We start from the raw sequence: 23,853 nt of genomic DNA on the forward strand, positions 1-23,853 counted from the left end.
CGGCCGTACCGTACGCCGCGTCACGCGTGCGACGGGCGAAGGAGCGTGACAGTGCCTCAGCCCGCGTCGGGCTCGGCGCCCTCCGGGCCGGGGGCGGCCGCCGCCTCACGCAGCGCCGTCATCTCGGCGTAGACCCGAGCGCCCCGGTCCGGAGCCAGGTCCAGACAGGCGAGCACACCCGGGACGGCCACGCTCGGCATCAGGTGCCGGTACAGCGTCGAGACCCGGACGGTGAGGTCGGCGCGGCCGGTGAAACGCTGCGACTGGAGCTGCACACCGACCCAGGAGGCCGTCATCAGCCCCGCCGTCTCGGCCGGCACCACGTGCGGCAGCAGTTCGCCGCGCTCGCCCGCGTCGACCAGCAGCCGCTCCAGCCGGGAGATCCAGCCGGGGGCGGCGTCGATGCCCATCTGCTTGTCCGCGCCCTGGTCCACCGAGAGCCGCACGGCGGCACTGACCAGCGGATCGATCGGCACCAGGTGCGTGACCACCATCCCGGTGTCCACGAACTCCTGGAGCTTGCACGAGCGCTCCGGCACGGCCTCGGCCTCGAACTGCCCCTCGATCACCCCTTGGGCGAGCTCCCGCTTCGAGGCGAAGTGGAAGTAGACGGCGCCGCGCGTCACGCCGGCCCGGGCCACGACCTCCCCGATGGTCGCCCGCTCGTAACCGAAGTCGTCGAACACCGAGGCCGCGGCCTCCAGAATCAGCCGCCGCGTCCGCAGCGCCCGTTCCTGTCGCACCACCCCGACCACCCCCACCACACCCGCACCGAAACAAAACCAAACAGCCCGTATCTTACCCGGGGCCCGGGGGCGCCCCGAATGCCGTCCCGGCGGGGGCACCCGCACACGGGCTGTCAGAGACTACCGACCGCGCGCTCAGCCCCGGACGGACACCCCGGGGGTCGGCCCGGCCCCCGCCCGGAGCGGGGGCGTGCTCCGGACCCGCTCCGGGTGCGTCACCGGTTGCGCTCGCGGGCGGACCGCCGGGCGGCGAAGGGCCGGGGAGGCCGGAGCGGCCCGGGAGTTCACCCCTTCCGCCCCGCTCCCCTCATCCCGCCTCCACCCGGGGCAGGACCGCGACGGCCTCGACCTCCACCAACTGGTCGTGGTACCCGAGCACGGACACCCCCAGCAGGGTGCTCGGCACGTCGTGCTCGCCGAAGTACTCGCGGTGGACGTCCCAGACGGCGACCAGGTCGCTCTGCCGGGAGGAGGCCACGTAGACCGTGGTGCGCACCACGTCCGTGAGCGCGGCGCCCTCGTCCTCCAGCACGGTGACCAGGTTCCGCATCGCCTGGTGGGCCTGGCCCGCGTAGTCGCCCACGGCCACCGTGCGCCCCTCGGCGTCCAGCGGGCAGGCCCCGGCCAGCCAGAGCGAGCGGACCGGTACGTCGACGGCCGCCGCGTAGGCGTAGTCGACGGCCTTGGTGAGGCGGTGGTTGCGGATCAGCCTGACGGCGCTGCTCATGGGTGCCTCCCGGACGGTCGTTCGGTTCTGTCGGACCCATCGTTCGAAGCCGCCGCCGATACCGTCAATCGATTTACCGCGCCGCGCCGGGCACCCCGGGCCCCGTCGCTCGGGAATTCACCTCCGCGGGTGATGGCGACCCGGGAGCCCGAGGCGGGATCCTGGTGGTTCGCCGACGACCGAGGGGGCTGCCGTGCCGTTTCCGCACACCACCGGGGGCTGGGCCCGCCGCCGACTGCTGGGGGCCGCCCTGGGGGTCGGCCTGGCCCCCGCGCTGGGGGCCGGTTCCGCCGCGGCCCGCCCCCGCGGGGAGGACCCGGGGCTCCCGCTCGGCCTCGAGGTCGCCGCCGTGGCGGCCGCGCAGCTCGGCGTCCCGTACGCCTGGGGCGGCGGCGACCGGCTCGGGCCCAGCCTCGGCTTCTGCGACGAGGAGAACGGCTACCTGGACGGCCGGTGCCTGGGCGAGAGCACGATCGGCTTCGACTGCAGCGGACTGTCGCTGCACTGCTGGTACCGGGCGAGCGGCGGGGCGGTCGAGCTCGGCCACTACACGGTCGCCCAGTTCCACCGCTCCGCCCCGGTCGACCGGGGCGGCCTGCTGCCCGGCGACCTGCTGTTCTTCTCCCGCCCGGACGCGCCCCTGCACCACGTGGGCATCTGGACCGGCGACGGCGCGATGATCCACGCCGAACGCACCGGCACCCTGGTGGCCCGGGTCGAGGGCGTTCTCGACCTGCCCCGTTGGGCCGCCGAGTTCGCCGGCGCCCGCCGCCCGCTGCCGCTCGACCACCGACCACCGACCACTGACCACTGACCACTGACCACTGACACCGGACCGCCGACCGGTGGCCGGGCGGGTCACGGCGCGCCCGGCAGCTCCGCGTGGATCCGGGAGAGCAGCTCGTGCAGGGCGCGTCGTTCCGACCCGCTCAGCGGGGCCAGCACCTCGTCCTGCACGGCCAGCGCCTCGGCCCGCAGTTCGGCGAGCAGCGCGCGGCCCGCGTCGGTGACGGTCACCGACAGCCGACGGCGGTCGGCGGCGTCCCGGACCCGTTCGACGTACCCGGCGAGGGCCAGGTGGTCGGCGACCTTGGCCATGTCGCTGGCGTCGACCCCCAGCCGCCGCACCAGATCCCGCTGCGCGTGGGGGCCGAAGTCGACCAGCGCGGCGAGCACCGCCATGTCCCACAGCCGCAGGCCCCGCCGGGCGAGGCGTTCGGCGAGCCGGGAGCGGGCCGCCTTCCCGGTCCGGGAGAGCAGGTAGGTGCTGAGGTCCAGCAGGGTCGGCGGGGTCGCCCGGGCGGGTGACGGACCGTCGGGCACAGGAGCGGGAGCGGGGGCGGAAGGGGCGGAGCCGGATTCCTCTGGGGCCATGGGAGAAGTCTAGGGTGCGAACCTATAGTGGGAGCCGACCCATGATTTATCGACCTGAACGACCGAACATGAACGACCGAGCCCGAACGACCACACCCCCCGAGGCGAGGAACCCCGACCATGGACGCCCTGTACCACCGCCTGCTCGTCGCCGACTTCCCCGCCTGCTACGACTTCTACCGGGCCGTCCTGCCCCCGCTGACCGGCGCCGCCCCGGTCAAGGGGACGCCCGACGGCCCCTACGCCACCTGGGACCTCGACGGGCAGGCCGTGCTGTCGCTGTTCGACCGGAGCCTGCTGGCCAGCGCCGTCGGCACCGCCGCGCTGCCCTCCGAACCGGCCGCCGGAACGACCGCCGCCCAGGACGGCAGCATGCTGGTGTTCCGGGTCGAGGACGTCGGGCCCGCCCTCGACCTCTGCCTGCGGCACGGCGGCAGTCCCGTCGCCGGCCCGACCGACCGCCCCGCGTGGGGGCCGGGGCTGCGCACCGCGCATCTGCGCGACCCGGAGGGCAGGCTGATCGAACTCCAGTCGTACTGACCCGTCAGCCGCGCGAACGGCGCAGCATTCGCTGCGGCAGACTGCCTCCGGCCCAGTAACCGTCGAGGAGGCGCAGCAGACCCTCCGGGTCCCGCATCACCTCGGCGATCCGGTCGCCGTGGGCCTCGGCGAGGGGGTCGCGGTCGACCGTGTGACGGTCGGCGGCGGTGAAGGAGGAGTAGTAGCCGTGGCAGTCGGGGCACCAGAGGTAGTTGATCATCGAGGGGCTGCTCCGGCCGAACTCCTCGTGGTGGTAGGAGCGCAGGCCGGTGTGGGCGCAGATCGGGCAGGTGCGCTCGGCCACCGGCAGGGCGAGCTGGTCGCGGAGCGCCTCGCGGTGGTTCTCGTCGTACGGCCGGGCCATCGAACGGTCGTCCTCTCGGTAGTGCGGGCAGTGCGGGCAGTACGGATAGTGCAGGCAGTGCGGGCAGTGCCCGCAGTGCGGCTGCCGGAGGCGGCGAGGGCCGGCCGCGGCGGGGTGTCCCGCCGCGGCCGGCCCTGCCGGTGAGCCGTGGGCACGGCCCGGTCGTGGGTCAGTCCTGTCCCGAGATCCTCCGCCACATCATGATGCCGAAGTCCTCGGCGTCCTTCTCGGTACCGGTGTCACCGTAGTTGCGCATCCGGTTCTGGTGATGGGTCTCGTGGAAGAACGTGATCACGGCCTCCCGCATGTTCCGGAGCCCCTTGTTGGAGACCTCGATGATCGGCAGGCCGTTGCGGCCGGTCTTCGGCTTCGCCGGGTACGGGTAGGTGGTCCGGTACGTGTGCGGGCTGTTGCCCATGTTGAGCTGGCCGTTGCCGAGGTCGATGATCTGGTCCTTGTGCACGACGTCGTACTTGTCCCACTCGGAGCGGTAGCCGGCCCGGGACAGGTACTGCTTGAGCCGTCCCAGGCTGACGACCGGGCCGTCCGCGTACTCGTTGGGCTTCTTGTCGGGCTTGCTGCGGTAGACGTTGCCGTCCTTGGTGCCCGCGTTGCCGGCGTCCGGGGTGGCCCCGGGCTCGTCGGCGCTCTTCGCACCGCTCTTGCCGCTGCCGCCCGGCTCGGTCCCGCCCTTGCCGGTCCCCGACTTCGGGGTGGACGGGGCGTCCCCGCCCTTGGGCGTGGTGGGCTCCGGATCGGCCTTGGTGGTGGTCGGCAGGTCGCCGGAGAGCAACTTCTTGACGGCGCCGACCACGTCGTCGCCGTTCTCCACCGCGATCTTGACGGCCTTGACCGCCTTGACGCCGGCGCTGATCATCTTGACCGCGCCGTAACCGTCGATCAGCAGCGAGCCGACCACGCCGGTCCACTGTCCGGCGACGTACGAGGTGGAGCTGGTGTCGACGCCGAACAGGTTGGCCAGCGGGCTGTCGTCGACGTAGCCGGTGTGGCCCAGCCGGAACGGGGAGTCGTTGGAGTACCCCGTCATGTCGTTGAACACGTCGTTGTCGCCGTTGGCGATGTCGGCGAACGAGTTCCAGCCGTCGGAGAGCCAGTTGACGCTCCACTGCCACGGGTCGCCGACGATCGAGTCACCGACGCCGGTGAAGAAGCTGCCGACGTCGCCCCAGCTCCACCAGAGACCGTCGGGGTCGCTGCCGGACGTGGGGTTGCCGGCCCCGTAGCCGTAGCCGCCCATCTGGTTGGGATCGCCGCTCTCGAAGACCGGGTCCACCTGGAGGAACCGGCCCAGCAGCGGGTCGTAGTGCCGGGCGCCGAGCAGGTCGAGGCCCGAGGTGGTGTCGGTCGGCCGGCCCAGGTAGCCCCGGTTGTCCGCCCAGCCGCCCGGCGCGGTCCCGCGCGGGTTGCCGTAGGGGTCGAACGAGCGCCGGGTGACGGCCAGACTGGTTCCGTCGACCTGGAGCTGGGCGGTGCCCTGGGGGGTGGTCGGCTGGTAGCTGATCGTCCCCTTGCTGGAGCGGACCGTCACGGTGCCGTCGGGCGCGCGGTAGTACCGCAGGCCGCTCACGGTTCTGGTGACACCGTCCAGGGTGAGCTGCTCGGTACCGGAGAACAGGTAGAGCGTGGTGCCGGCCGGTCCGCGCTGGAGCAGCAGGCCGCCGTCCGCGTCGTACAGGTAACCGGTCTGCTTGCCGTCGGTGGTGACCGACGCGGTCCGCCCCTCGGCGTCGTAGCCGAAGGACTGGGTGGACGGTCGGACACCGGTGGTGGTCCGGGTCTCCACGTTGCCGGAGGCGTCGTAACCGGGGGTCAGCACGCTGGTCCCGGTGGTGGGGTTGCGGGTGGTGACACCGGTGACCGCGGTCGGCCGCTTGACGGGGGTGTTGCCACCGCCGGGGTAGGCCAGGGTCTGCGTGGTGTCCTTCGCCGCGTTGCCGGTGACGTCGTGGCTCACCTGCTGGGTGCGGTCCCCGAGCCGGTTGAACTGCCAGTCCAGCCAGTACGGCTCCGGTCCGCCGACGGTCGACGGCGTGGGGCGCGCGGTGTTGCACTGGCCGAGCTGGCCCGCCGTGGCGGCGGTCAGCCCCTTGGTGTCGGTCCAGGCGGTGACCAGCCGGTGCTGGGCGTCGTAGCCGAAGCACTGGGTGTCGACGGCCCGGTCGGTGCCACCGCTGGAGCGGACCTCGGAGACCGCGGTGACGTTGCCGGCCTGGTCGTAGCGGTAGGCCGTGTCGGAGATCGGGTTGGCGGTGTTGTTCTGCAGGGTGACCCGGTTGGTGGCCGGACGGCCGGTCGCCTGGTCGTAGGTCTGCGTGGTGCGCAGCTGCTTGGCCGGCGTGCCGAGGGTGGTCTGGACCACCTGGCCGAGCGGGCTGTACTGCGCCGTGGCGACGTACGGCCGGCTGGGCGAGCCCATGCTGACCAGGCCGCCCTCCAGGTTGTAGCCGTAGCCGACGGTCTCGGCCGGGAGCCCGCCGTCGGCGCCGTAGGTGCTCGACGCCAGCAGACCGACGGTGCTGGTGTACGCGGCCTTGGCGGTGTAGGTGCCCGCCAGCGCGCCCTCGCTCGACGGGATCACCGTGGTGGTCCCGGTCGGCTGGCCGATCGGGTTGTAGCCGTCGAACTTCTGGACGTAGGCGCTGCCGGCCCTGCCCCCGACGTAGCGGGTGGAGGAGACCGGACGGCCCTTGCCCAGGGTGTCGTACGTCCACTCGGCCAGCAGCCTGGTCGGGTCGCCGGCGGTGTCGCCCGTGTACTCGGCGGTCCGGCGGCCCAGTTCGTCGTAGCTGAACGAGAGGCTCTGCTTGCGGGCGTCGGTGGTACGGACCACCTGGCCGAGCGCGTCGTACCCGGTGCTGGAGTCGCCGGTGGACGGGTCGCTCTGGGTGGTCGGCCGGCCCTGGAGGTCGTAGCCGTAGGTCCAGGTGTTGCCCACCGTGTCCTTGACCGTGGAGACCTGGCCGCGCGGCGTGTAGGTGTAGCGGGTGGTCAGGTCGGCGGCCGGGGTGGTGTTCGCCGTCCCGGTCGACCAGAGCCGGACGTTCGCGGCGTCGTAGACCGCGACCTCGTCGTCCGCCTGCACCTTGAGGTACCCGCCGGTGTGGCCGGCCGTCCCGCTGGACCACAGGGTGGTCTTCCCGGTGGCGTCCAGGACGGCGAGGTTGCCGTCCGCCTGCATCAGCGCGTAGGCGCCCGGGTGGCCGCCGGTGTTGGCGGACCAGAGGGTCCGGTTGTCCACCAGCGCGGTCAGCACCAGGTTGCCGTCGCCCTCCATGGCGAGGCGGACGCCCGCCGAGAGCACCGAGGTGCCCGAGGAGAGCCGGCTGCCGCCGTCGAGCCTACGGTCCGGCGTGGTGTCGCGGACGGTGGTGGCGGTGGTCCGGCCCAGCGCGTCGGTGAAGGTGCTCTTCGCCCTGCCGCCCTGCGCCGGCGTGGTGTCGACCCGCTCGACGCCCCGGTAGGTCGAGGTGGACTTCCACAGCGTGCTGGCGAAGGACACCAGCGTGGTGGTCACCGGACGGCCCTGGCCGTCGAAGGCGGTCCGGGTCACCGACGGGCCGGTCCGGTTGGTCTCCGCCCACATGGTGGCGGACGGCGCGTTGGCCGCGTCGGAGTAGGTGCCGATGCTGGAGATCTTCCAGCCGTGCGAGTCGTAGTAGGTGGAGGTGATCAGCCGGCCGGCCGAGTTGTCCGCCGGGGTGGACTGGGTCTGCCGGGGCTGCAGGGTGCCGTCGTAGATGGTGACGGAGGTGCTGTAGGAGCCGTCCTCACGCAGGCCCTTGGTGGTCACCGAGGACGGCGTGGGGTTGTCGCCCACCCCGTGCACGTCGTAGGCGTAGGTCCGGTCGGGGGTCTGGGTGGCCTTGTCGCGGCCGGGGGACCAGACCTTCTCGCGGCGGCCGAGCGCGTCGTACGTCGCGTCGGTGACCAGGTTGTTGACGTCGACCGCGTGGGTCACCGACCCGCGGCCCGGGGAGACCGTACTGCCGGCAGCCCACTTCAGCGGGTTGACGGTGCCGAGCTTGGTCGGCAGGACGCCGGACGGCGGGTCGTAGCTGCTGGTGGTGGTGCGTCCCGCCGCGTCCGCGCTGGCGGTGACCCGGCCGTACCGGTCGAAGGTCATCGCGCCGAGAACCTGGAAGCGCGGCTTGCCGGCGGCGTCGTAGGAGGTGACGGCCTCGGTCGCGGTGACGTTGCCGAGGGTGCGGCCGTTCTGTCCGAGGACCCCGAGCGTGCCGGGCCGCTCGACCGAGCCGTCGCCGTCGTAGTAGACCCGCTTGTGCGACAGCGTGGTGGTGGTGCCGGGCGCCATGGTGCACGGACCGGCGAGGCTGATCGTCTCCTTGGGGTAGACCAGCATCATCGGGTTGTCCGCCGGAGCGTCCGCGTACGTGGTGACGGTGCAGGTCCGCTGGTCGGGCGCGGAGAGGTCGCCCTCCTCGTCGGCCTTCCAGATCCGGCCGAAGGCGTCGAAGGTGGTGCCGGTCCTGGTGGTCCGCCACTTGCCGTCCGACAGCAGCCCCATCGTCCGGGACGAGGTGGAGGTGATCCGGCGTGCGGTCATGTCGGGCAGCGTGGAGAGCTTGTCCGGCGCCGGGTCCTCGGAGGTCCACGCCTTGCGGGACGCGCCGGCGGTGACCGCGGAGCCGGGCGGGGAGGTCAGCGTGCGGGTGACGACGGCACCGCCGGCCTGGGCGTGGCCCAGGGTCTGGTACGGCGTACCCGCCATCCAGGCGCTGTCGGTGATCTCCTCGTCCAGGACGTTCTTCACCTTGACGGCGCGCTTGGACCCGTCGGCCTTGTAGTCGCCGTCCATGCCCTGGAGGTAGGAGACGGTGCTCTGGGTGATCGGGTCCGGGGCCGCGCCGGTGGTGGTGGTGACGGTCCGGTAGCCGCGGAAGTCGTTCCACGTCCGGTGCTTGTCGTCGGTCAGCTCGGAGTCGTCCCGGTGCCAGGCGGCGCCGTCCGTGTAGGTGTAGCCGGTCACCTTGGCGGGCGAGCCGGCCTTGGTCCGGTCGCTGGAGGTGACCTGCGAGACCAGGGTCTTGTGGAACCAGTCCTCGATCGGCTCGACACCGCCCGGGGTGTTCCAGAACACCGGGTAGCAGGCCATGGTGTTGGAGTCGGCCGAGGCCGGCATGGTCTTCTTCTCGCGCGAGCACTCGGGGGCCCGGTAGGTGACCGCGACCGACTCACCGGTCTCGGTCTGCACGCTGGAGATCCGCGGGTGGTACAGCGGCGGGGCGGCCGGGGTGAGGCCGTCGACGCGGTTGTCCATCTCGACGCCGACGAACTTGACCGGGTCGAGGGTGATCGGTCCGTCACCGCCGGCGGAGGTGTCCTTGCCGGTGTGGACGATCTCCGACAGCCACATCACCGACTGCAGCGAGCCGGTGCTCTTCGGGTCCTGGGTCTTGCCGGTGACCGGGTCGTAGGTGCCGCCCGCGTCCGAGAAGACCTGCTTCAACTCGTAGGTGTCGACGTCCTGCCAGCCGGAGAGCGTCCGGACCCTGGTGTCGACGCCCTTCAGCCGGTGGGTCTGCCAGAAGGTCGGGCCGCTCGTCAGGCAGACGCCCTCGGTGTCGCCCTCCTCCCCGATCCTGGTCTTCCAGTCGGAGGGGCAGTTCAGGTCGTACGGGGTGTCCGGCCAGTCCTTGGCGGTGTCCGAGGAGAGGTTGCCCTCCTTGCAGACCGCGTCCGAGGTGGTGCACCGCTGCGCCGTGCGGAAGACGACCTTGGCGGCCGGTTCGCGGCCCGCCCGGGCGTCCGCCAACTGGTAGCCGTACGAGACCTGGGTGAGGTGGCCGCCCCGGGTGTACTTGGTGAGGGTGCCGCCCTTCTCGTCCTTGTCCTCGTCCGGGACCTGGCCGAAGCCCATGTTGTAGTAGTTGGACTCGGTCGCCCAGTCGTAGCGCTGCACGTTGCCGTGCGGGTCGACCACGAAGTCCAGGTTGAACCGGTAGCCGACCGGCCGGTCGCACTGCGAGTCGTCGCCCTTGTCCGAACTGTGGCAGGGGTCGCCCGACTTGGGGTGGTAGACCGGGATGCCCCAGGCGCTGTCGGTGGCGTCGTCCGCGGTGCCGCCGGGAGCGTGGTTGAGGCCGAGGTAGTACGCGGTGCCGTCGGTCGTGGTGACCTTGAAGTACTCGCCCTGCCAGAGGCCGTTGGTCGCGCCGGTCAGCCGCTCGATCCTGCTGCCGTCGTCGGAGACGAGGTGGTAGAGGCCGTCGGAGTCCTTCACCAGCTGGCCGCTGTGGCTGCCGAGCGAGAGGGTGGCGTTCCAGCCGGCCCAGCAGGAGTCGCCGGAGTCCTTGATTCCCTGGTCCTTGCAGCTCTTGTAGGAGCGCTCGATGAAGCCGGGACTGTAGGACCAGCCGTCACCGATCCAGGAGGACTGGGAGTTTCGCGCCGAGGTCTCCCCGTCCACCGACTGCGAATCGTAGGACAGGCTGACCGCCGGCGCCTCGCCGCCCAGCGAGGGCGGCACGGTCATCGGGTAGTGGTAGGTGAAGGCGCCCGAGGCGGAGGCGGACCAGGCGCCCGAGGCGGACAGCGAGGTCGCGCCGAAGTCGCCCTGGGACCCGCTGCTGCCGGACACCGCGGCCACCGCGACGCCCGCGGCGGACTGGGCGGCGGACGCGGCGGCCGGGGCCGCGAAGACGCTGCCCGCCTTCGCGGCCCCGGCACCGGCGGCGGCGACGAGCGCGACCGTGCCGCTCAGCTTCCGGTTGACCGGGTCGTTGACCGCCTCGACGGGGGTGCGGGTGCGGCAGGCGGCGAGCTGCGGCGTGGTGAGCGCGCACGCGGGCATCGCCACCAGTCGCAGCCGGGAGGCCCAACCGCCGCCGTACGCCTGCTCGATGGCGCTGTAGTCCAGCGAGACCGCGACACTGCCGGTCTCCGTCCGGGCGTCGGCACGGTCCAGCCCGACCAGCAGGCCGTCCACGCCGGCCTGCTTGGCCTGGCCCCGGTCGGCGAGCTTCACCCGGACCGAGGAGACCGGGCTGACCGGGGCGACCGACGGCGCGAGCGCCCCGGCCCGGGCACCGAGCGCGGTCGGCGCGGCGGGCGAGACCGAGACCGGCAGGTCACCGGCCCTCGCCCCACCGGCCGGTGCCGACAGGCCGCGCACCGCCGGGACCTTCCCCAGGTCGACGGTGGCGGTCGCGGCGGCCGGCCACCGCACGGGCTTCACCACGTGCGGGACGAGCTCGCGGGCACCCGCCGGGATCGCCGGGGCAGCCGCGCCGCCGGGCCGGCTGTCGGCCGGGGCTCCGGGGACCTTGGGCAGGTCCGGGAGCGGGTCCGCCTCCCAGACCTTGTCCGTGTACTGATATCCGCCGACGATGGAGTCGGCCACGGCGAGCGGTGAGACCAGGGAGAAGACCGCGGCCGTCGCCACCGCGACGGTCCCCCGTTTCATCCAGGCCCGTTTCCGGACACCGCTGACTCCGCGCGTTCCTGCGCGCATGTGCAATCCCCCAGAGAACAAAAAACAGCCGGTGCCTGACGGACCACCAGCTGACGGCTCATTCGGCCGTTCGGAACCGTATTGCCATGGTCAAGCCAAGGCAATAGCCTTCCCCAGCGGTCACTCCGACCTCTTTCGCCACACGAGCCCCAAGAAGCCTTCACAAGTGGCACCAGGGCGAGCAAAGACCGCAATTCCGACACGTGGCGGGGGGCCACGGGGCGACCGCGGTGTGAGGAGAGTCACAGCGGCGCCCGGGACCGCCCGCCTCCGGTCCCTGAAAGGGCGATCCATGGGGGAGCACCTCCGCGCCCGGAGAAATCCGGTGCGCACACTGACACGCCGTCTGGCGCTGTCGGCCGCGGTCACCGGCCTGCTGCTCGGCAGTGCCGGACCCGCCTCGGCGGACGACCCGGCGGCCGGCGCCGCGAGCCCGGCCGGGGCGACCACTCCGGCGGACTCACCGCTGGCTGCCGCCAGGGCCGAGGCCGCCCGGACCGGCGCGCCGGTCACCGTCGACGGTCTGACCACCGAGACCTCGCGGACCGTCGCCAACGCCGACGGCACCTTCAGCGTCACCACCCACCTGCAGCCCGCCCGGGTGCGCAAGGACGGTCACTGGCAGGACGTCGACGCCGCCCTCACCAGGAACGGCGACGGCACCCTCTCCCCCGCGGCCACCCCGTCCGGGCTGACCCTCTCCGGCGGCGGCGCCGGGCCGCTGGCCACCCTCACCGACCCCGAGGGGCGCAGGCTCTCCTACACCCTGCCCTTCCCGCTCCCGGCCCCGGTGGTGACCGGCAGCACCGCGCGGTACAACGGCGTCCTGCCGGGCGTCGACCTCAAGGTCACCAGCACCGATCAGGGCGGCTTCCACGAGGTGCTGATCGTCCACGACGCCGCGGCGGCCGCCGATCCGGCGCTCGCCGCGCTCACGTTGACCACCCGGGTCAGCGGGGGCCTGTCGCTGACGACCGACCAGGACGGCCGGGTGGCGGTCACCACCGCCGACGGCAGCGCGGTCTTCCGCTCGCCGACCCCGCTGATGTGGGACTCCGCCACGACGCCCGGACCGGCCGATGCGGAGGCCGCGGCCTCCGCGCCCGCCGCATCCGCCGCGCCCGCGTCCGGGCCGCTCGCCGGACCGCGGGCGGCTCCGCGCGCCGACGCCCCCGCGGGCGTCCTCCCCACCGACCCCGGACCGGTCGGCACCGAACCCGCCACGGCCTCCACCCCCGAGCAGCCGGGCAGCTCCGCCCAGGTCAAGCGGATCGCGGTGACCCAGCGGGCCGACACCCTGACCCTGGTGCCGGACGCCGCCCTGCTGGGCGGCGCCGACACCGTCTGGCCGCTGTACATCGACCCGTACACCAGCCCCGTGACCAGCAAGAAGAGCCACTTCGTCACCGTCAAGGAGGGCTGCGCGAGCCAGAGCCCCTACGACGACGCCCAGGACAACGGCGAGGGCGTCGGCTACCAGCGCTGGCAGGACTGCCTCGGGCTCAACCGGGCCTACTTCGAGCTGAACATCGCCAACCTCGACAAGAAGATGGTGATATCCAAGTCGGTCGTCCACCTGACCTCGACCTACGGCGCCTCGTTCGACTGCGACAACGAGAGCGACATCCGGCTCGCCACGGTCACCGCGATCAGCGGGTCCACCAGCTGGACCCACCAGCCGTCCGTCACCGGTGACGGCTACATCGGCGGCACCCAGAAGGTCAAGAGCTCCAACATCGGCCAGAAGTGCGGCAACCACGCCCTCGCCTTCGACGTCACCGGGCAGATCAGGAAGCTCTCGGGCGTCAAGGACAGCTGGACCTTCGGCCTCTGGGGCAACGAGTCCAAGTCGAGCAGCAACAACGACTTCGTCCGCTTCGCCAACAACCCGTACCTGACCACGGTGTTCGACATCGCCCCCGAGGTCCCGGACGGCCTGGGCACCACCCCGGCCACCCGCGCGCCCGCGAGCAACGGCTGCGGCGGCGCCGCGGACGGCTGGATCGGCCAGTCCGGCCTGGCCGGGGACGCCTCCGACATCACCCTCGACGCACACCTCAACACCGAGATGACCGGGGTCAACCTCCGCTCCCGGTACGAGATCTGGGACACCAAGACCGCGGCCGCCGACGGCGGTTCCACCGACCGGGGCGCCCCGGTCAGCGGCTGGGTCAGCGACGGCGGCACCACCCGGGTCAACATCGGCTTCAAGGTCGCCGACGGCCACCAGTACGGCTGGCACGTGAAGGCCGAGGACGGCACCCTGGCCAGCGGCTGGTCCGCCAACTGCTACTTCAAGGTCGACCTGAGCGCGCCGGGCATCCCCTCCTTCACCGACTCGGCGGTCTTCCCTCCGCTCGGCGGCGACCGGGCGCCCACCGGCCACGCCGGTGACACCGGCGTGAGGATCGCGGTGACGGCCAACGACCCGACACCCACCGGCTGCACCCGGGGCGTCTGCGTCAGCAGCGGCGTCGACCGTTTCGAGTACGCGCTGGACACCGGCATCCCGGCCAACGGCGCCGCTTCGGTCAACGCCGTGGCCACCACCGGCGGCAACGCCGGCGCCGAGGTCCCGATCGTGCTGAGCGCCGCCCAGTGGGGCGCGCACACGCTGTTCGTCCGGGCCGTGGACAACGCCGGCAACACCCAGGGCACCGTCGGCCAGTACAGCTTCTTCGCCCCCTGGAACCCGGCCGCAAAGGTGACCGCCGGGGACCTCGACGGCGACGCGGTGCCCGACCTGGTCGCCCCGACCACCGACGGCGACCTCGTCCTGGTCCGCGGCAACGCCGACCCGGCCGGTCCGCCCGTCAGCGCCTCCACCAAGGACCGGAGCCCGGACGGCACCGGGTGGGACAACTACCTGGTCGCCCACCGCGGCACCGCCACCGGCACCAATGTCGACGACCTGTTCGCCTACTCCAAGGCCAGCCACGAGCTGTACCTCTACCAGAACGACGCCGTGACGCCCGGCGGTACGACGGGCCGCTTCACGCTCACCCAGAACGTGGTGCCGATCCGGAACTCGGACTCCTGCCCGGCCAAGGGCTCGGACGGCACCTGGAACAACGTCACCCAGATCCTCGCCCCCGGCAAGCTCGCCCAGTTCGCCGACGCTCCCGACCTGATCACCGTCGACAAGGGCGAACTCTGGTACTTCCCCGGGACGTTCCAGGCCGGCTGCAACCTCGGGGCCGGTGTGCGGATCGGCACCGGCGACTGGTCCCGCAGCACCCTGGTCGCCCCCGGCCTGGTCGGCGGCGTGCCGACCCTGTGGGCCCGGGACGACGCCACCGGCGCGGTCAGCAGCTTCCCGCTGACCTTCGCCGGCGGCCTGCCGACCACGAGGATCACCGCGCCGACCCACGCACCGCTGGTCTCCGGCGTGCTCGACACCGCCAACAAGAACCTCTGCCTGGACATCGCCGGCGGCAGGACCGTCAACGGCACCGCGGCCTGGATGTACACCTGCAACGGCACCGACGCGCAGCAGTTCGCGCTCGGCGCCGACGGCAGCGTCCACGCCCTCGGCAAGTGCCTGGACGTGAAGGGCGGCGACACCGGCAACGGCACACCGGTCCAGCTCTACCAGTGCAACGGCTCCGGCGCGCAGCAGTGGGCCCCCGGGCCGTACCCGGGCACCCTGAAGAACGTCCAGTCCGGCCGCTGCCTGGCCGACCCGGCGAGCAACCGCAACCCGCGCACCCAGACGGTCATCTGGGACTGCATGAACATCGCCGACCAGAAGTGGGCCGCCACGACCGGCAACGTGCTGCCCGCCGCGCAGAAGGTGCTGCCGCTCGGCGTCGGCGACCGGGACCACCCGACCGTCGCCTCCCCGGGCGACGTCCGGGGCACCGGGTTCCCCGCGCTCTACACCGGCTCCCGCTCCGGCCGGCTGACCGAGTACCCGGGCGCGGCGCCGGTCGGTGGCCTCGCCGCCTTCGGGGCCCCGGTCGGCATCGGCAACGTCCGTCAGCCCTCCGCCTGGTGGAAGCTCGACACCACCGCGGACAGCGTCCGCCCGAGCGGTGGCCTCACCCTCACCGGCGGCGCGGCCCTCGGCACCGATCCGGCGCGCGGCGGGGTCCTGACCCTCAACGGCTCCACCGGGTACGCCGCGACCACCGGTCCGGCGGTGGACACCGGTCGCAGCTACACGGTGTCGGCCTGGGTGAAGCTCACCAGCCTGACCGACAACTCCACCTTCGTCTCGCAGTCCGGCACCAACGCCAACGCGCTCCAGCTGTACTACTCCAGCGGGGCCCACGCGTTCGCCTTCGGGCACGCCCACGTGGACGACGCCGCCGGCGCCTTCACCAGCGCCTACGGGCCCACCACCGGGGCGCTGGCACCGAAGACCGACACCTGGTACCACCTGGTCGGCGTCTACGACGCGGACTCGGCGGACCTGCGCCTCTACGTCAACGGCGAGGCCGCGGCCACCGCCGACTACGCGGGCACCGTGTGGAACGCGACCGGCCCGCTGCAGCTCGGCCGCCGCCTCTACAAGGGGGCCTACGGGGAGTACGCCGCCGGCCGGATCGCCGACGTCCAGCTCTACCCCGAGGCGCTCACCGCCATCGGCGTCGCCTCCCTCGACGGCAAGCGCCCCGTCCCGACCCGGCTGAGCTGACCCCGGTCAGGCTCCGTCACCGCGGCCCGTCCGCCCCGCACCGGGGCGGACGGGCCGCGGTCGTCCCGGGTGCCGCCGGCCGGGTGAAGGCCCGCGGACGGTCGGCGACCGCCCGGCGTGGTCCGAGGGCTTCGCTAGGGCGTGTTTGCAAATTCCCGCCGGGTCCGACGCGAATTTGCAAACACGCCCTAGCGCGGGGCGTCCAGGTGGTAGAGCGCGGAGCAGGTCCGGCCGTGCAGCGGGAGGACCTGGCGGGCGGCGACCGGGGCGTGGCCGACCGCCGCCGTGCAGTACCGGGAGTCCGGGACCGGCAACGGGCGCAGCGTGACGCCGGTGGCGGGGGCGGCGACCGCCACCCCGCCGAGGGCCAGCCCGGCCGTCAGGGCGGCGACGAGGATTCGGCGGGCGAGGCGCATGGGATACCTCCGGAAGAGCGTGGACGGGGGACGGCGGCGGCCGGGGACGGCGGCCACCGCCCCCATTCGAACGGCGGGCGCGCCGGGCGGCCCGGCCGACACACCGCGCGCGCCGCTAGTCGTATGTGTACGACTGCGCCCGGCCCGAACCGGAGGGCCGGCCCTCGCACTCCTCCGGCCCGAACCGGAGGGTCAGCCCTCGCACTCCTCCGACGCGTGCTCCGGCTCGTCCCACAGCTCCTGGGCGCACGCGCCGACGAGGGCGCGGATCCGGGACAGTGCCTCCGGCGCGGGCAGGGCCCGGAGCCGTCGGCCGCCCCGCAGCCGCAGGGCGAGCAGGTCGTCCGCCGCCTCGCGCGGACCCAGGACCGCCTGGTACGGGACCAGTCGGGCCTCCCGGATCCGCGCGCCCAGGCTGCCGCGCTCCGGCCCGGTGATCTCGGCCCGCAGTCCGAGGTCCAGACAGCGCTCGCGCAGCCGCTCGGCCCGCGCCCGCTCGCCCTCGGTCAGCGGCAGCAGCACCAGCTGGGTCGGTGCCAGCCAGGCCGGGAAGGCCCCGCCGTGCAGCTCGATCAGGTGGGCGACCACCCGTTCCACGCTGCCGATGACGCTGCGGTGCACCATCACCGGGCGGTGCTTCGCCCCGTCCGGTCCGATGTAGTGGAGGCCGAACCGCTCCGGCTGGTGGAAGTCGATCTGCACGGTGGAGAGGGTGGACTCGCGCCCGGCCGCGTCGGCGATCTGGACATCGATCTTCGGGCCGTAGAACGCGGCCTCGCCCGCCACCGCCTCGAACGGCACCCCGGAGCGCGACAGCACCTCGGTCAGCAGCGCGGTGGCCCGTTCCCAGAGCGCCGGGTCCGCCACGTACTTGCCGCCCTCGCCGGGCAACGAGAGCCGGTGGCGGACCGGCCGGATGCCGAGCGCGCGGTGTGCCTCGGCGATCAGCCCCAGCGCGGCCACCGCCTCGCCCGCGGCCTGCTCGGGGGTGCAGAAGACGTGCGCGTCGTTCAGCTGGATCGCCCGCACCCTGGTCAGCCCGCCGAGCACGCCGGAGAGTTCGGAGCGGTACATACCTCCGATCTCGGCGATCCGCAGTGGCAGGTCCCGGTGACTGCGGGGCCGGGAGCGGTAGATCAGGGCGTGGTGCGGGCAGAGGCTGGGGCGCAGCACGACCTGTTCCGCGCCGAGGTCCATCGGCGGGAACATGTCGTCCCGGTAGTGCTGCCAGTGGCCGGAGATCTCGTACAGCTCGCGTTTGCCGAGGACGGGCGAGTACACGTGGCGGTACCCGGCGCGGCGTTCGCGGTCGCGGACGTACTCCTCCAGGGTGTGCCGGATCTCGGCGCCGTCGGGCAGCCAGTACGGGAGGCCGGAGCCGATCAGCGGATCGGTGTCGAAGAGTCCGAGCGCGCGGCCCAGTCGGCGGTGGTCGTGCTCGGGGCCGGGTGCGCCATCGGGGCCGGGTACGCCATCGGATCCAAGGGCGTCGGGGGCGATCGGGTGGTTGTTCATGGGGGTCTCCACTCTGCGGTGCGGGCGAGTGGACGGGTACGGCGAAGCCCCGGGGCACTCGCCCCGGGGCTTCGGACCAGCTCAGCGGTCAGCGCGCCGGGACTCTCTCCGGCGTCGTCGTGAGGACGGCTGCAGCGCGCTTCATGACATCCACGCTAGCAGCCGGACGTCTCGACGGGCGAAGGGATTTCCGCCCGCGGGCGGAACGGCCGGCCCGGTCTCAGCGCAGGACCTCGCAGCCGCGTGCCGCCAGGGCGGCGAGCAGCGGCGGCGGCGGTTCGACCGGGTTCCAGCGCAGGTCCAGCTTCTCCAGCGCGGGCAGCCCCGCCGCCCCGTCCGCGAGCCAGTCCGGCAGCGCGGTGATCCGGTTGCCGCGCAGGTCGAGCCGGCGCAGTCGGGGCAGGGCCGCCAGGGCCGGCGGTACCTCGGTGAGCGCGTTCTCCCGGAGTTCGAGTTCGCGCAGTTCGGCGAGCCCGGCGAAGGAGTCCGGCAGGCCGGTCAACGCGTTGCCCCGCAGCCAGAGTTCGCGCAGCGCCCGCAGGCCGCCGAGCGAGTCCGGCAGCGCGGTGAGCAGGTTTGTGCTGGGCGCGCAGCTCGACCAGACCGGTCATCGCGCCGATCCCGGGCGGGAGTTCGGTGATCCGGTTCTCGCCGATGTTGAGGTGGCGGAGCGCGGTGAGCCGGCCGAGGGCCGCCGGGAGCCGGGTGAGCGCGTTGTCGTGCAGGTAGAGGAAGTCGGTGAGGCCGGCCAGATCGCCGATCTCCTCGGGGACGGCGGGGATCCGGTTGTGCCCGAGGTCGAGGGTCCGCAGCCGGTCCAACCGCCCGATCCGGGGCGGCAGTTCGGTGAGGCCGGTGTCCGCGAGAACGAGGACGGTCAGATCGGAACGGTCCCAGACCTCCTCGGGCACGGTGCCGAGGTGCTGCCGCCAGAGGTTGAGGATGATGTCGGTCACCCGCTCATCCTGCCGCCCGGTACCACCGGGGCGCGCCGCTCCTCCCGGCACGCCATGCTTGACGGTAGCATGTCATGGTCGGGAGGATGCCGGAACCGTCCGACGAGCTACGCGCCGACCGTCCTCGCCCCACCCTCCGGTCGGCCGGGAGAGGGCCCCCCTTGGCCGTCCATCCGCTGATCCGACCGCTGCTCCGCCCACCGGTCCGTCGACCGACCCGTCCACGGAGCCGTCCACCGGTCCGTCGACCGACCCGTCCACGGAGCCGTCCACCGGTCCGGCCGCTGCTCCGCCCACTGCTCCGACGGGCCGGCCGACTCACCGTCACCGTCCTCCTCGCCCTCACCGGGGCGCTGACGGCCGCCGGACCGGCGCACGCCGACTTCGGCACCGACTACCACGACCCGTTCAGCGTCGCGAAGCCGCTCACCCGGCCGGACACCCGCGCCTGCACCGTCGAGCTGATGCGCGACCAGCCGTTCCGCAACGGCTACGGGAACCCGCCGGACACCCCGTACACCACCACCGTCACCCCGCCCGCCGACTGCGCCGGCCCCTGGTCCGCGGTCGTGCTGGACCTGCACGGCCAGGTCGCCGGGCGGCAGTTCGACCGGCTGTTCACCGTCCGGATCGGCGGCGTGCAGGTCCTGCTCTCCTCCACCCCCGAACCGTCCAAGGACGGCATCGAGTGGGCGCTCGAACGCGATGTCACCCGCTACGCGCCGCTGTTCACCACCGGACCGCAGCCCTTCGCGCTCGACCTCGCCAACGTCACCGACGACACCTACACCGGCGTGTTCCGGATCTCCGCGCGCCTGACCTTCTACACCACCTCGGCCCGCCACCCCGCCGCCAGGACCGCCGACCGGCTGCTCACCACCGGGCCGTTCGGGCTGGACCGGGCGACGCCGAGCGCCGGCGCCGACCTCACCTTCCCGCCCAACCTGGAACGCCTGACCGCCGAGGTGTACGCCCGCGGCGGCGGCGCCTGCGAGGAGTTCGCCTACGCCTCCGCACCCGAGGAGTTCGCCCGCGCCAACACCGGGACCGGCGTCTGCGGCCAGGGCCCCTTCCGCGAACTGCGGCTCAGCGTCGACGGACGGGTGGTCGGCGCGGTCTGGCCCTACCCCGTGATCTACACCGGCGGCTGGGACCCGCTGCTGTGGCGGCCCACCCCCGGGGTCTTCGCCTTCGACCTGCCCGCCTACCGGCTCGACCTCACCCCGTACGCCGGGCTGCTGGTGGACGGCCGCCCGCACCGGGTCGCCATCGCCGTCAACGCCGCCGAGGCCCGCAGCAACGACCTCTGGACCGGCCAGGTCAACCTCTTCGCCGAGGTCGACCACGGCGCCGCCCGCACCACCGGGCAGCTGACCGAGTACCGGGTCGCCCCGGAGGCCACGACCGCCACCGCCCTCGCCGACCACGGCGGCGGCAGCGGTGACTGGACGGCCACCGCCGCCCGGCACGACCTCGCCCGGGGCTGGCTGCAGACCTCGCACGGCCGGGTCACCACCGAGGTCCGCGACGACCTCGTGTTCGGCTCCACCCAGCGCTTCCGCGCGAACGGCAACGACCTGACCCTGCGCAACCGCACCGACCTCACCCGGACCACCGCCAGTTGGGGCTCCGGCCCCCGGCGCACCAGCACGGTCCACGAGAGCCAGCCGCTCGACGTCACCTACCGGTACACCCAGGACGCGGCCGGCAACACCGACCAGAGCACCGCGATGGACCTCGGGCAGCACCGCGAGACGACCAGCACCACCGGAGCCCGGGTGACCGAACGCGCCACCGTCGACCACACCCTGCGCCCGACCGCCCACCGCCACGACGGCGACACCACCGTCCGCACCGGCACCGCCACCGAGGACTACCGCAGTACCGGCCCGGACGGCCCCTACCACCGCACCGCCACCACCGTGGACGGCTGGCCGGTCGGCTGACCCCCGTTCGCACGGCCTGCCTCCTGGAATCCGACGGCCCCGGCGGGAATCCAGGAGGCAGCCCCAGGGCGTGTTCGCACATTCGCGTCGTCGCGGACCCGGCGGGAATGTGCGAACACGCCCTAGCTCATCCGGAACACCGGGCCGCGCGCGGTGAACGGCAGCGCGGCACCGCGCGGGACGAGGAAGGCGTGCTCGCGGCGCAGCCGCAGGACGTCGCACTCTCCGTCGGTGATCACCAGGACGGGTGCCCCGGGCGGGAAGTCCTCGGCCCGCTCCAGCAGGTCGATGCCCGGCTGGAGGACGGTGCCGCCGCGCCCGTGCACCCGGAGCCGTCCGGCGATCTCCTCCACCGGCAGGTACCCGGCGTCGTGCGCGGCGGCGTCGCAGTGCACCACCCGCGCCGCCGGCACGTCCCGGGCGGCGGCGTAGGAGGCGATCGCGCCGAGCGCCTTGCCGAGCAGCGTCCGGTCCATCGACCCGGAGGTGTCCAGGACGACCCCGAAGGTGCAGCGCGGCACCTCCTCCTCCGGGTGGTGCCGGCCCGCCCGGGGAATGTCCGGGGTGGCGGACTGGCGGCGGGCGGGGCGGGCGTAGCTGCGCACCGGCTCCGGCCGGGGCACGAACTCGTCGAACCAGCGCGCCAGTAGCGCGTCCCACGGGAGCGGCGGGTGGGCGAGCGCGCGGATCTCCTCCACCAATCCGGCGGGAAGCAGGCCGCGTTCGCGCCCGTGCAGCTCGAAACCCTGCTGGAGGCCGCGCCGGTAGAAGTCGTCGAGGTCCACGAAGTCCCGGGGCGGGCCCAGTCGTTCGCCGAGCACGTCCGGGCGGTTCTTGCCCGCCAGGGTCGCGAGGCGTCGGATCCGGCGCCGGTCCCGGACGATCCGGTCGTACACCTCCTCGGCCGACAGCCCCTTCAGCTGCGGGTCGTGCAGCAGTCCGTCCGGCATCTCGCCGACGCCCATCTCCAGCAGCCAGCCGTTGATGACGTAGTCGGCGGCGACGTTGAACAGGAACGGGTCCCGGCCGCCTCGACGCTCGCCGTGCCGCAGGGCGGCGTGCAGGATCTCGTGACCGAGGATGAACCGCCACTCCTCGTCGGAGTACCGGCGCAGCGGGTTGACGTAGATCTCCCCGGCCTCGGTGTCGACCGCGGCGACGGCGATGTCGTGGGCCCGGGCCAGTTCGGCGTCGGCCACCACGGTGAGGCCGGCCGCGACCACGCCGAGCAGCGGGTACGAGGAGACGAACCAGTTGAGCGCCCTGCTCCAGGGCCGCTCGGGGAGGCGTTCGCCGGTCTCGGCGTCGATCCGGCCGCCGGCCCGGTCCATGGCGGCGGACATGGTGCGGGTGAGCGCGGCCGCGAAGCCCACCGACCAGTCCTCGGGCGGGCCGTGGCCGCGCCACTCCAGCAGCAGCTGGTCGCAGTCGGACGTGCCCGCCGTCCCCGCCGTCCCGGCGGCCGCCGGCGCGGGCAGGCCGTCGCGGCGCCAGCGGGCGGCCAGCTCCTCCTCCCCGCCGCCCGGGTACTCCTGCGGGAGGGCGACCGGGGCGCGGCCGACCGGGAAGGTGGCGAGGAAGCGGTTGACCACGGCGCAACGGGCGGCGGCCCCGAAGGCGTCGGGCGCGGTCCGGGCGCCGCGGGCGCCCGGGAGGTGGCCGAGGCCCAGGTGCAGCAGACCGTGCGCGAGCGCCCAGGCCCACTCCTCGGGTTCGGCCCGGCGACGCGGGTTCACATGCAGGGTGCCGTTGGAGTCGGCCACCACCCAGCCGTCCGCCGGAGCGGTGTCGCACCCCTCGGTGCGGCAGATGTCGGCGCGCAGGGCGGCGAGGGCCGGATTGCGGCGGAGCAGCCCGATACCCTCCGCGAAGGACTCGGCGCCCGGGTCCGGCTCCTTCCGCTCGGCCCGGGCCCGCTTCCCCGGGACCCGCTTCACCGACGGGCCTCGACCAGCCGGGGCATGTCCCGGGCGGCCTCGATCAGGAACCAGGGCGGCAGCACCGGGTTGCCGTCCGAACCGTCGGCGATCACCGTCCGGGCCACCTCCACCGAGATCTCGGCCAGCTGCACCAGCAGCGACTTGGCCCGGAACGCGGTCTGCCGCTGCGCCCCGGAAGCGTGCTCCTTCTGGGCGGGCAGTTCCTTGACCAGTCGGCCGCGGAACGCGTCGGCCAGGTAGTAGAGCAGGTCGCGGTCCTCCACCCGGTGCGGCCAGCGCGCGTCGCCCTTCAGGATCGCCTCCAGGCCGTAGGAGTTGCGGACGATCTTCGCGTAGCCGCCGAAGGCGATCGCGTGCTGCGCGCTGAGCAGCCCGTGGGCGACGACCTTGAGCGTCCCCTCGTCCAGGGTGGGGCCGAAGGAGTGCAGCGCGTCCGAGAGCATGTGCCAGGCGCGCGGGGTGGAGAAGGGCTCCTCGGTCCTGGGCGGCGCGGACCACAGATGGTCGGGCCGGTCGGTGAGGTGGTCGACGATCCAGGGGTGGATGCCGGCGCCGCCCGCCCAGCGCAGCCAGTCCTCGGCACTGGCCCGGAGGTGGACGTGGACCATGCGGTTGACCAGGGCGGAAGCCATCGGGCGGGCGAGCGCGCCGTCGGTGGCACGGTTTCCGGCGCCGATCACGATCGAGCCGGGCGGCAGCTCGTAGGAACCGATCCGGCGGTCCAGGATCAGCGAGTAGAACGCCTTCTGGACGTCCGGCGAAGCGGCGTTGAGCTCGTCCAGGAACAGGCAGTAGGGCTCGTCGCGGGCGATCTGCTCGGGCGGGCAGAACCGGGAGCGGCCCTCCGGGGTGAGCTGCGGGACGCCGATCAGGTCCTCCGGGGCGAGCTGGGTGCCGACCAGGCTCACGCACTCCAGACCGAGGGACTCGGCGAACTCCCGGACCAGGGAGGACTTCCCGATGCCCGGGGCGCCCCAGAGGAACACCGGGCGGACGGTGGCCAGGCCGAGCAGCAGGTCGGGGATCTGGGCGGGCGAGACGCTGACTGCTCCCTGCACGGGGCTCCTTCGCGGCGACGGTGCGTGACCGGGCCAGTGTGCGGTGGGAGCCGGCCGGGGCGCACCTGGATTTCCGGGCCCGGGAGGTGGATCCACTCCCGGGCCCGGCGCGCGGGACGCCTGTCGGCCGTCGGCAGGGC

At 73.3% G+C, this 23,853-nt stretch carries 13 protein-coding genes and 1 pseudogene; 4 read left to right on the forward strand and 10 right to left on the reverse strand.

The window, feature by feature from the left end; translation table 11 throughout:
• Nucleotides 1-56: 56 nt before the first annotated feature.
• Nucleotides 57-746: a ScbR family autoregulator-binding transcription factor gene (locus ACIQ9P_RS09160; RefSeq protein WP_402352169.1), complete on the reverse strand. Its 690-nt coding sequence runs from the start codon at nucleotides 744-746 to the stop codon at nucleotides 57-59.
• A 307-nt stretch (nucleotides 747-1,053) separates the two neighbouring features.
• Nucleotides 1,054-1,473, reverse strand: coding sequence for a RidA family protein (locus ACIQ9P_RS09165; protein WP_402352172.1), 420 nt, complete (start codon nucleotides 1,471-1,473; stop codon nucleotides 1,054-1,056).
• A 193-nt stretch (nucleotides 1,474-1,666) separates the two neighbouring features.
• Between ACIQ9P_RS09165 and ACIQ9P_RS09170 the strand changes: the two genes are divergently transcribed.
• On the forward strand, nucleotides 1,667-2,287 hold the full coding sequence (locus ACIQ9P_RS09170; RefSeq protein WP_402352175.1) for a C40 family peptidase: 621 nt from the start codon (nucleotides 1,667-1,669) through the stop codon (nucleotides 2,285-2,287).
• Nucleotides 2,288-2,331: 44 nt separating this feature from the next.
• Here the strand turns inward: ACIQ9P_RS09170 and ACIQ9P_RS09175 are convergent, their stop codons facing one another.
• The gene (locus ACIQ9P_RS09175; RefSeq protein ID WP_402352177.1) at nucleotides 2,332-2,847 is read right to left on the reverse strand and encodes a MarR family winged helix-turn-helix transcriptional regulator; all 516 of its coding nucleotides are present in this window, start codon (nucleotides 2,845-2,847) and stop codon (nucleotides 2,332-2,334) included.
• A 120-nt stretch (nucleotides 2,848-2,967) separates the two neighbouring features.
• Here ACIQ9P_RS09175 and ACIQ9P_RS09180 point away from each other — a divergent pair, with 120 nt between their 5' ends.
• Nucleotides 2,968-3,387 carry a VOC family protein gene (locus ACIQ9P_RS09180; protein WP_402352180.1) on the forward strand — a complete coding sequence of 140 codons (420 nt, stop codon included), beginning with the start codon at nucleotides 2,968-2,970 and terminating at the stop codon, nucleotides 3,385-3,387.
• A gap of 4 nt (nucleotides 3,388-3,391) precedes the next feature.
• Here ACIQ9P_RS09180 and ACIQ9P_RS09185 read toward each other — a convergent pair whose 3' ends face one another.
• Both ACIQ9P_RS09185 and ACIQ9P_RS09190 read right to left on the reverse strand, forming a co-directional pair.
• Nucleotides 3,392-3,751: a hypothetical protein gene (locus ACIQ9P_RS09185; RefSeq protein ID WP_402352183.1), complete on the reverse strand. Its 360-nt coding sequence runs from the start codon at nucleotides 3,749-3,751 to the stop codon at nucleotides 3,392-3,394.
• A 169-nt stretch (nucleotides 3,752-3,920) separates the two neighbouring features.
• Complete coding sequence (locus ACIQ9P_RS09190; RefSeq protein ID WP_402352186.1) at nucleotides 3,921-11,195, reverse strand: RHS repeat domain-containing protein; 7,275 nt, start codon at nucleotides 11,193-11,195, stop codon at nucleotides 3,921-3,923.
• 373 nt (nucleotides 11,196-11,568) lie between these two features.
• On the opposite strand from ACIQ9P_RS09190, the gene ACIQ9P_RS09195 reads away from it, so the two are divergent.
• Nucleotides 11,569-15,882 carry a LamG-like jellyroll fold domain-containing protein gene (locus ACIQ9P_RS09195; protein WP_402352189.1) on the forward strand — a complete coding sequence of 1,438 codons (4,314 nt, stop codon included), beginning with the start codon at nucleotides 11,569-11,571 and terminating at the stop codon, nucleotides 15,880-15,882.
• Between the two features lie 188 nt (nucleotides 15,883-16,070).
• Here ACIQ9P_RS09195 and ACIQ9P_RS09200 read toward each other — a convergent pair whose 3' ends face one another.
• From ACIQ9P_RS09200 to ACIQ9P_RS09210, 3 genes and pseudogenes are all read right to left on the reverse strand, one after another.
• Nucleotides 16,071-16,298, reverse strand: a complete 228-nt coding sequence (locus ACIQ9P_RS09200) for a hypothetical protein (protein ID WP_402352192.1) — start codon at nucleotides 16,296-16,298, stop codon at nucleotides 16,071-16,073.
• A 192-nt stretch (nucleotides 16,299-16,490) separates the two neighbouring features.
• Nucleotides 16,491-17,813, reverse strand: a complete 1,323-nt coding sequence (thrS, locus tag ACIQ9P_RS09205; protein WP_402352195.1) for a threonine--tRNA ligase — start codon at nucleotides 17,811-17,813, stop codon at nucleotides 16,491-16,493.
• Between the two features lie 220 nt (nucleotides 17,814-18,033).
• Nucleotides 18,034-18,769, reverse strand: a pseudogene (locus ACIQ9P_RS09210) (leucine-rich repeat domain-containing protein).
• 161 nt (nucleotides 18,770-18,930) lie between these two features.
• On the opposite strand from ACIQ9P_RS09210, the gene ACIQ9P_RS09215 reads away from it, so the two are divergent.
• Nucleotides 18,931-20,715: a peptide-N4-asparagine amidase gene (locus ACIQ9P_RS09215; RefSeq protein WP_402352198.1), complete on the forward strand. Its 1,785-nt coding sequence runs from the start codon at nucleotides 18,931-18,933 to the stop codon at nucleotides 20,713-20,715.
• Between the two features lie 122 nt (nucleotides 20,716-20,837).
• On the opposite strand, the gene ACIQ9P_RS09220 is transcribed toward ACIQ9P_RS09215, so the two are convergent.
• Together ACIQ9P_RS09220 and ACIQ9P_RS09225 are read right to left on the reverse strand one after the other, a co-directional pair.
• Complete coding sequence (locus tag ACIQ9P_RS09220) at nucleotides 20,838-22,652, reverse strand: hypothetical protein (RefSeq protein WP_402352201.1); 1,815 nt, start codon at nucleotides 22,650-22,652, stop codon at nucleotides 20,838-20,840.
• Nucleotides 22,649-23,713 (reverse strand): ATP-binding protein, encoded by a 1,065-nt coding sequence (locus ACIQ9P_RS09225; RefSeq protein ID WP_402352204.1) that lies wholly within the window; start codon nucleotides 23,711-23,713, stop codon nucleotides 22,649-22,651. The genes ACIQ9P_RS09220 and ACIQ9P_RS09225 overlap by 4 nt, the downstream gene beginning before the upstream one ends.
• Nucleotides 23,714-23,853: the final 140 nt, after the last annotated feature.

The organism is Kitasatospora sp. NPDC094019, from assembly GCF_044764505.1.
In the GTDB taxonomy this organism is placed as follows: Bacteria; Actinomycetota; Actinomycetes; order Streptomycetales; family Streptomycetaceae; genus Kitasatospora.

Coding starts and splice junctions, on each gene's coding strand:
- ACIQ9P_RS09165 (WP_402352172.1), bottom strand. CDS start 1,473: ATGAGCAGCGCCGTCAGGCTGATCCGCAACCACCGCCTCACCAAGGCC.
- ACIQ9P_RS09175 (WP_402352177.1), bottom strand. CDS start 2,847: ATGGCCCCAGAGGAATCCGGCTCCGCCCCTTCCGCCCCCGCTCCCGCT.
- ACIQ9P_RS09180 (WP_402352180.1), top strand. CDS start 2,968: ATGGACGCCCTGTACCACCGCCTGCTCGTCGCCGACTTCCCCGCCTGC.
- ACIQ9P_RS09185 (WP_402352183.1), bottom strand. CDS start 3,751: ATGGCCCGGCCGTACGACGAGAACCACCGCGAGGCGCTCCGCGACCAG.
- ACIQ9P_RS09190 (WP_402352186.1), bottom strand. CDS start 11,195: ATGAAACGGGGGACCGTCGCGGTGGCGACGGCCGCGGTCTTCTCCCTG.
- ACIQ9P_RS09200 (WP_402352192.1), bottom strand. CDS start 16,298: ATGCGCCTCGCCCGCCGAATCCTCGTCGCCGCCCTGACGGCCGGGCTG.
- thrS (WP_402352195.1), bottom strand. CDS start 17,813: ATGAACAACCACCCGATCGCCCCCGACGCCCTTGGATCCGATGGCGTA.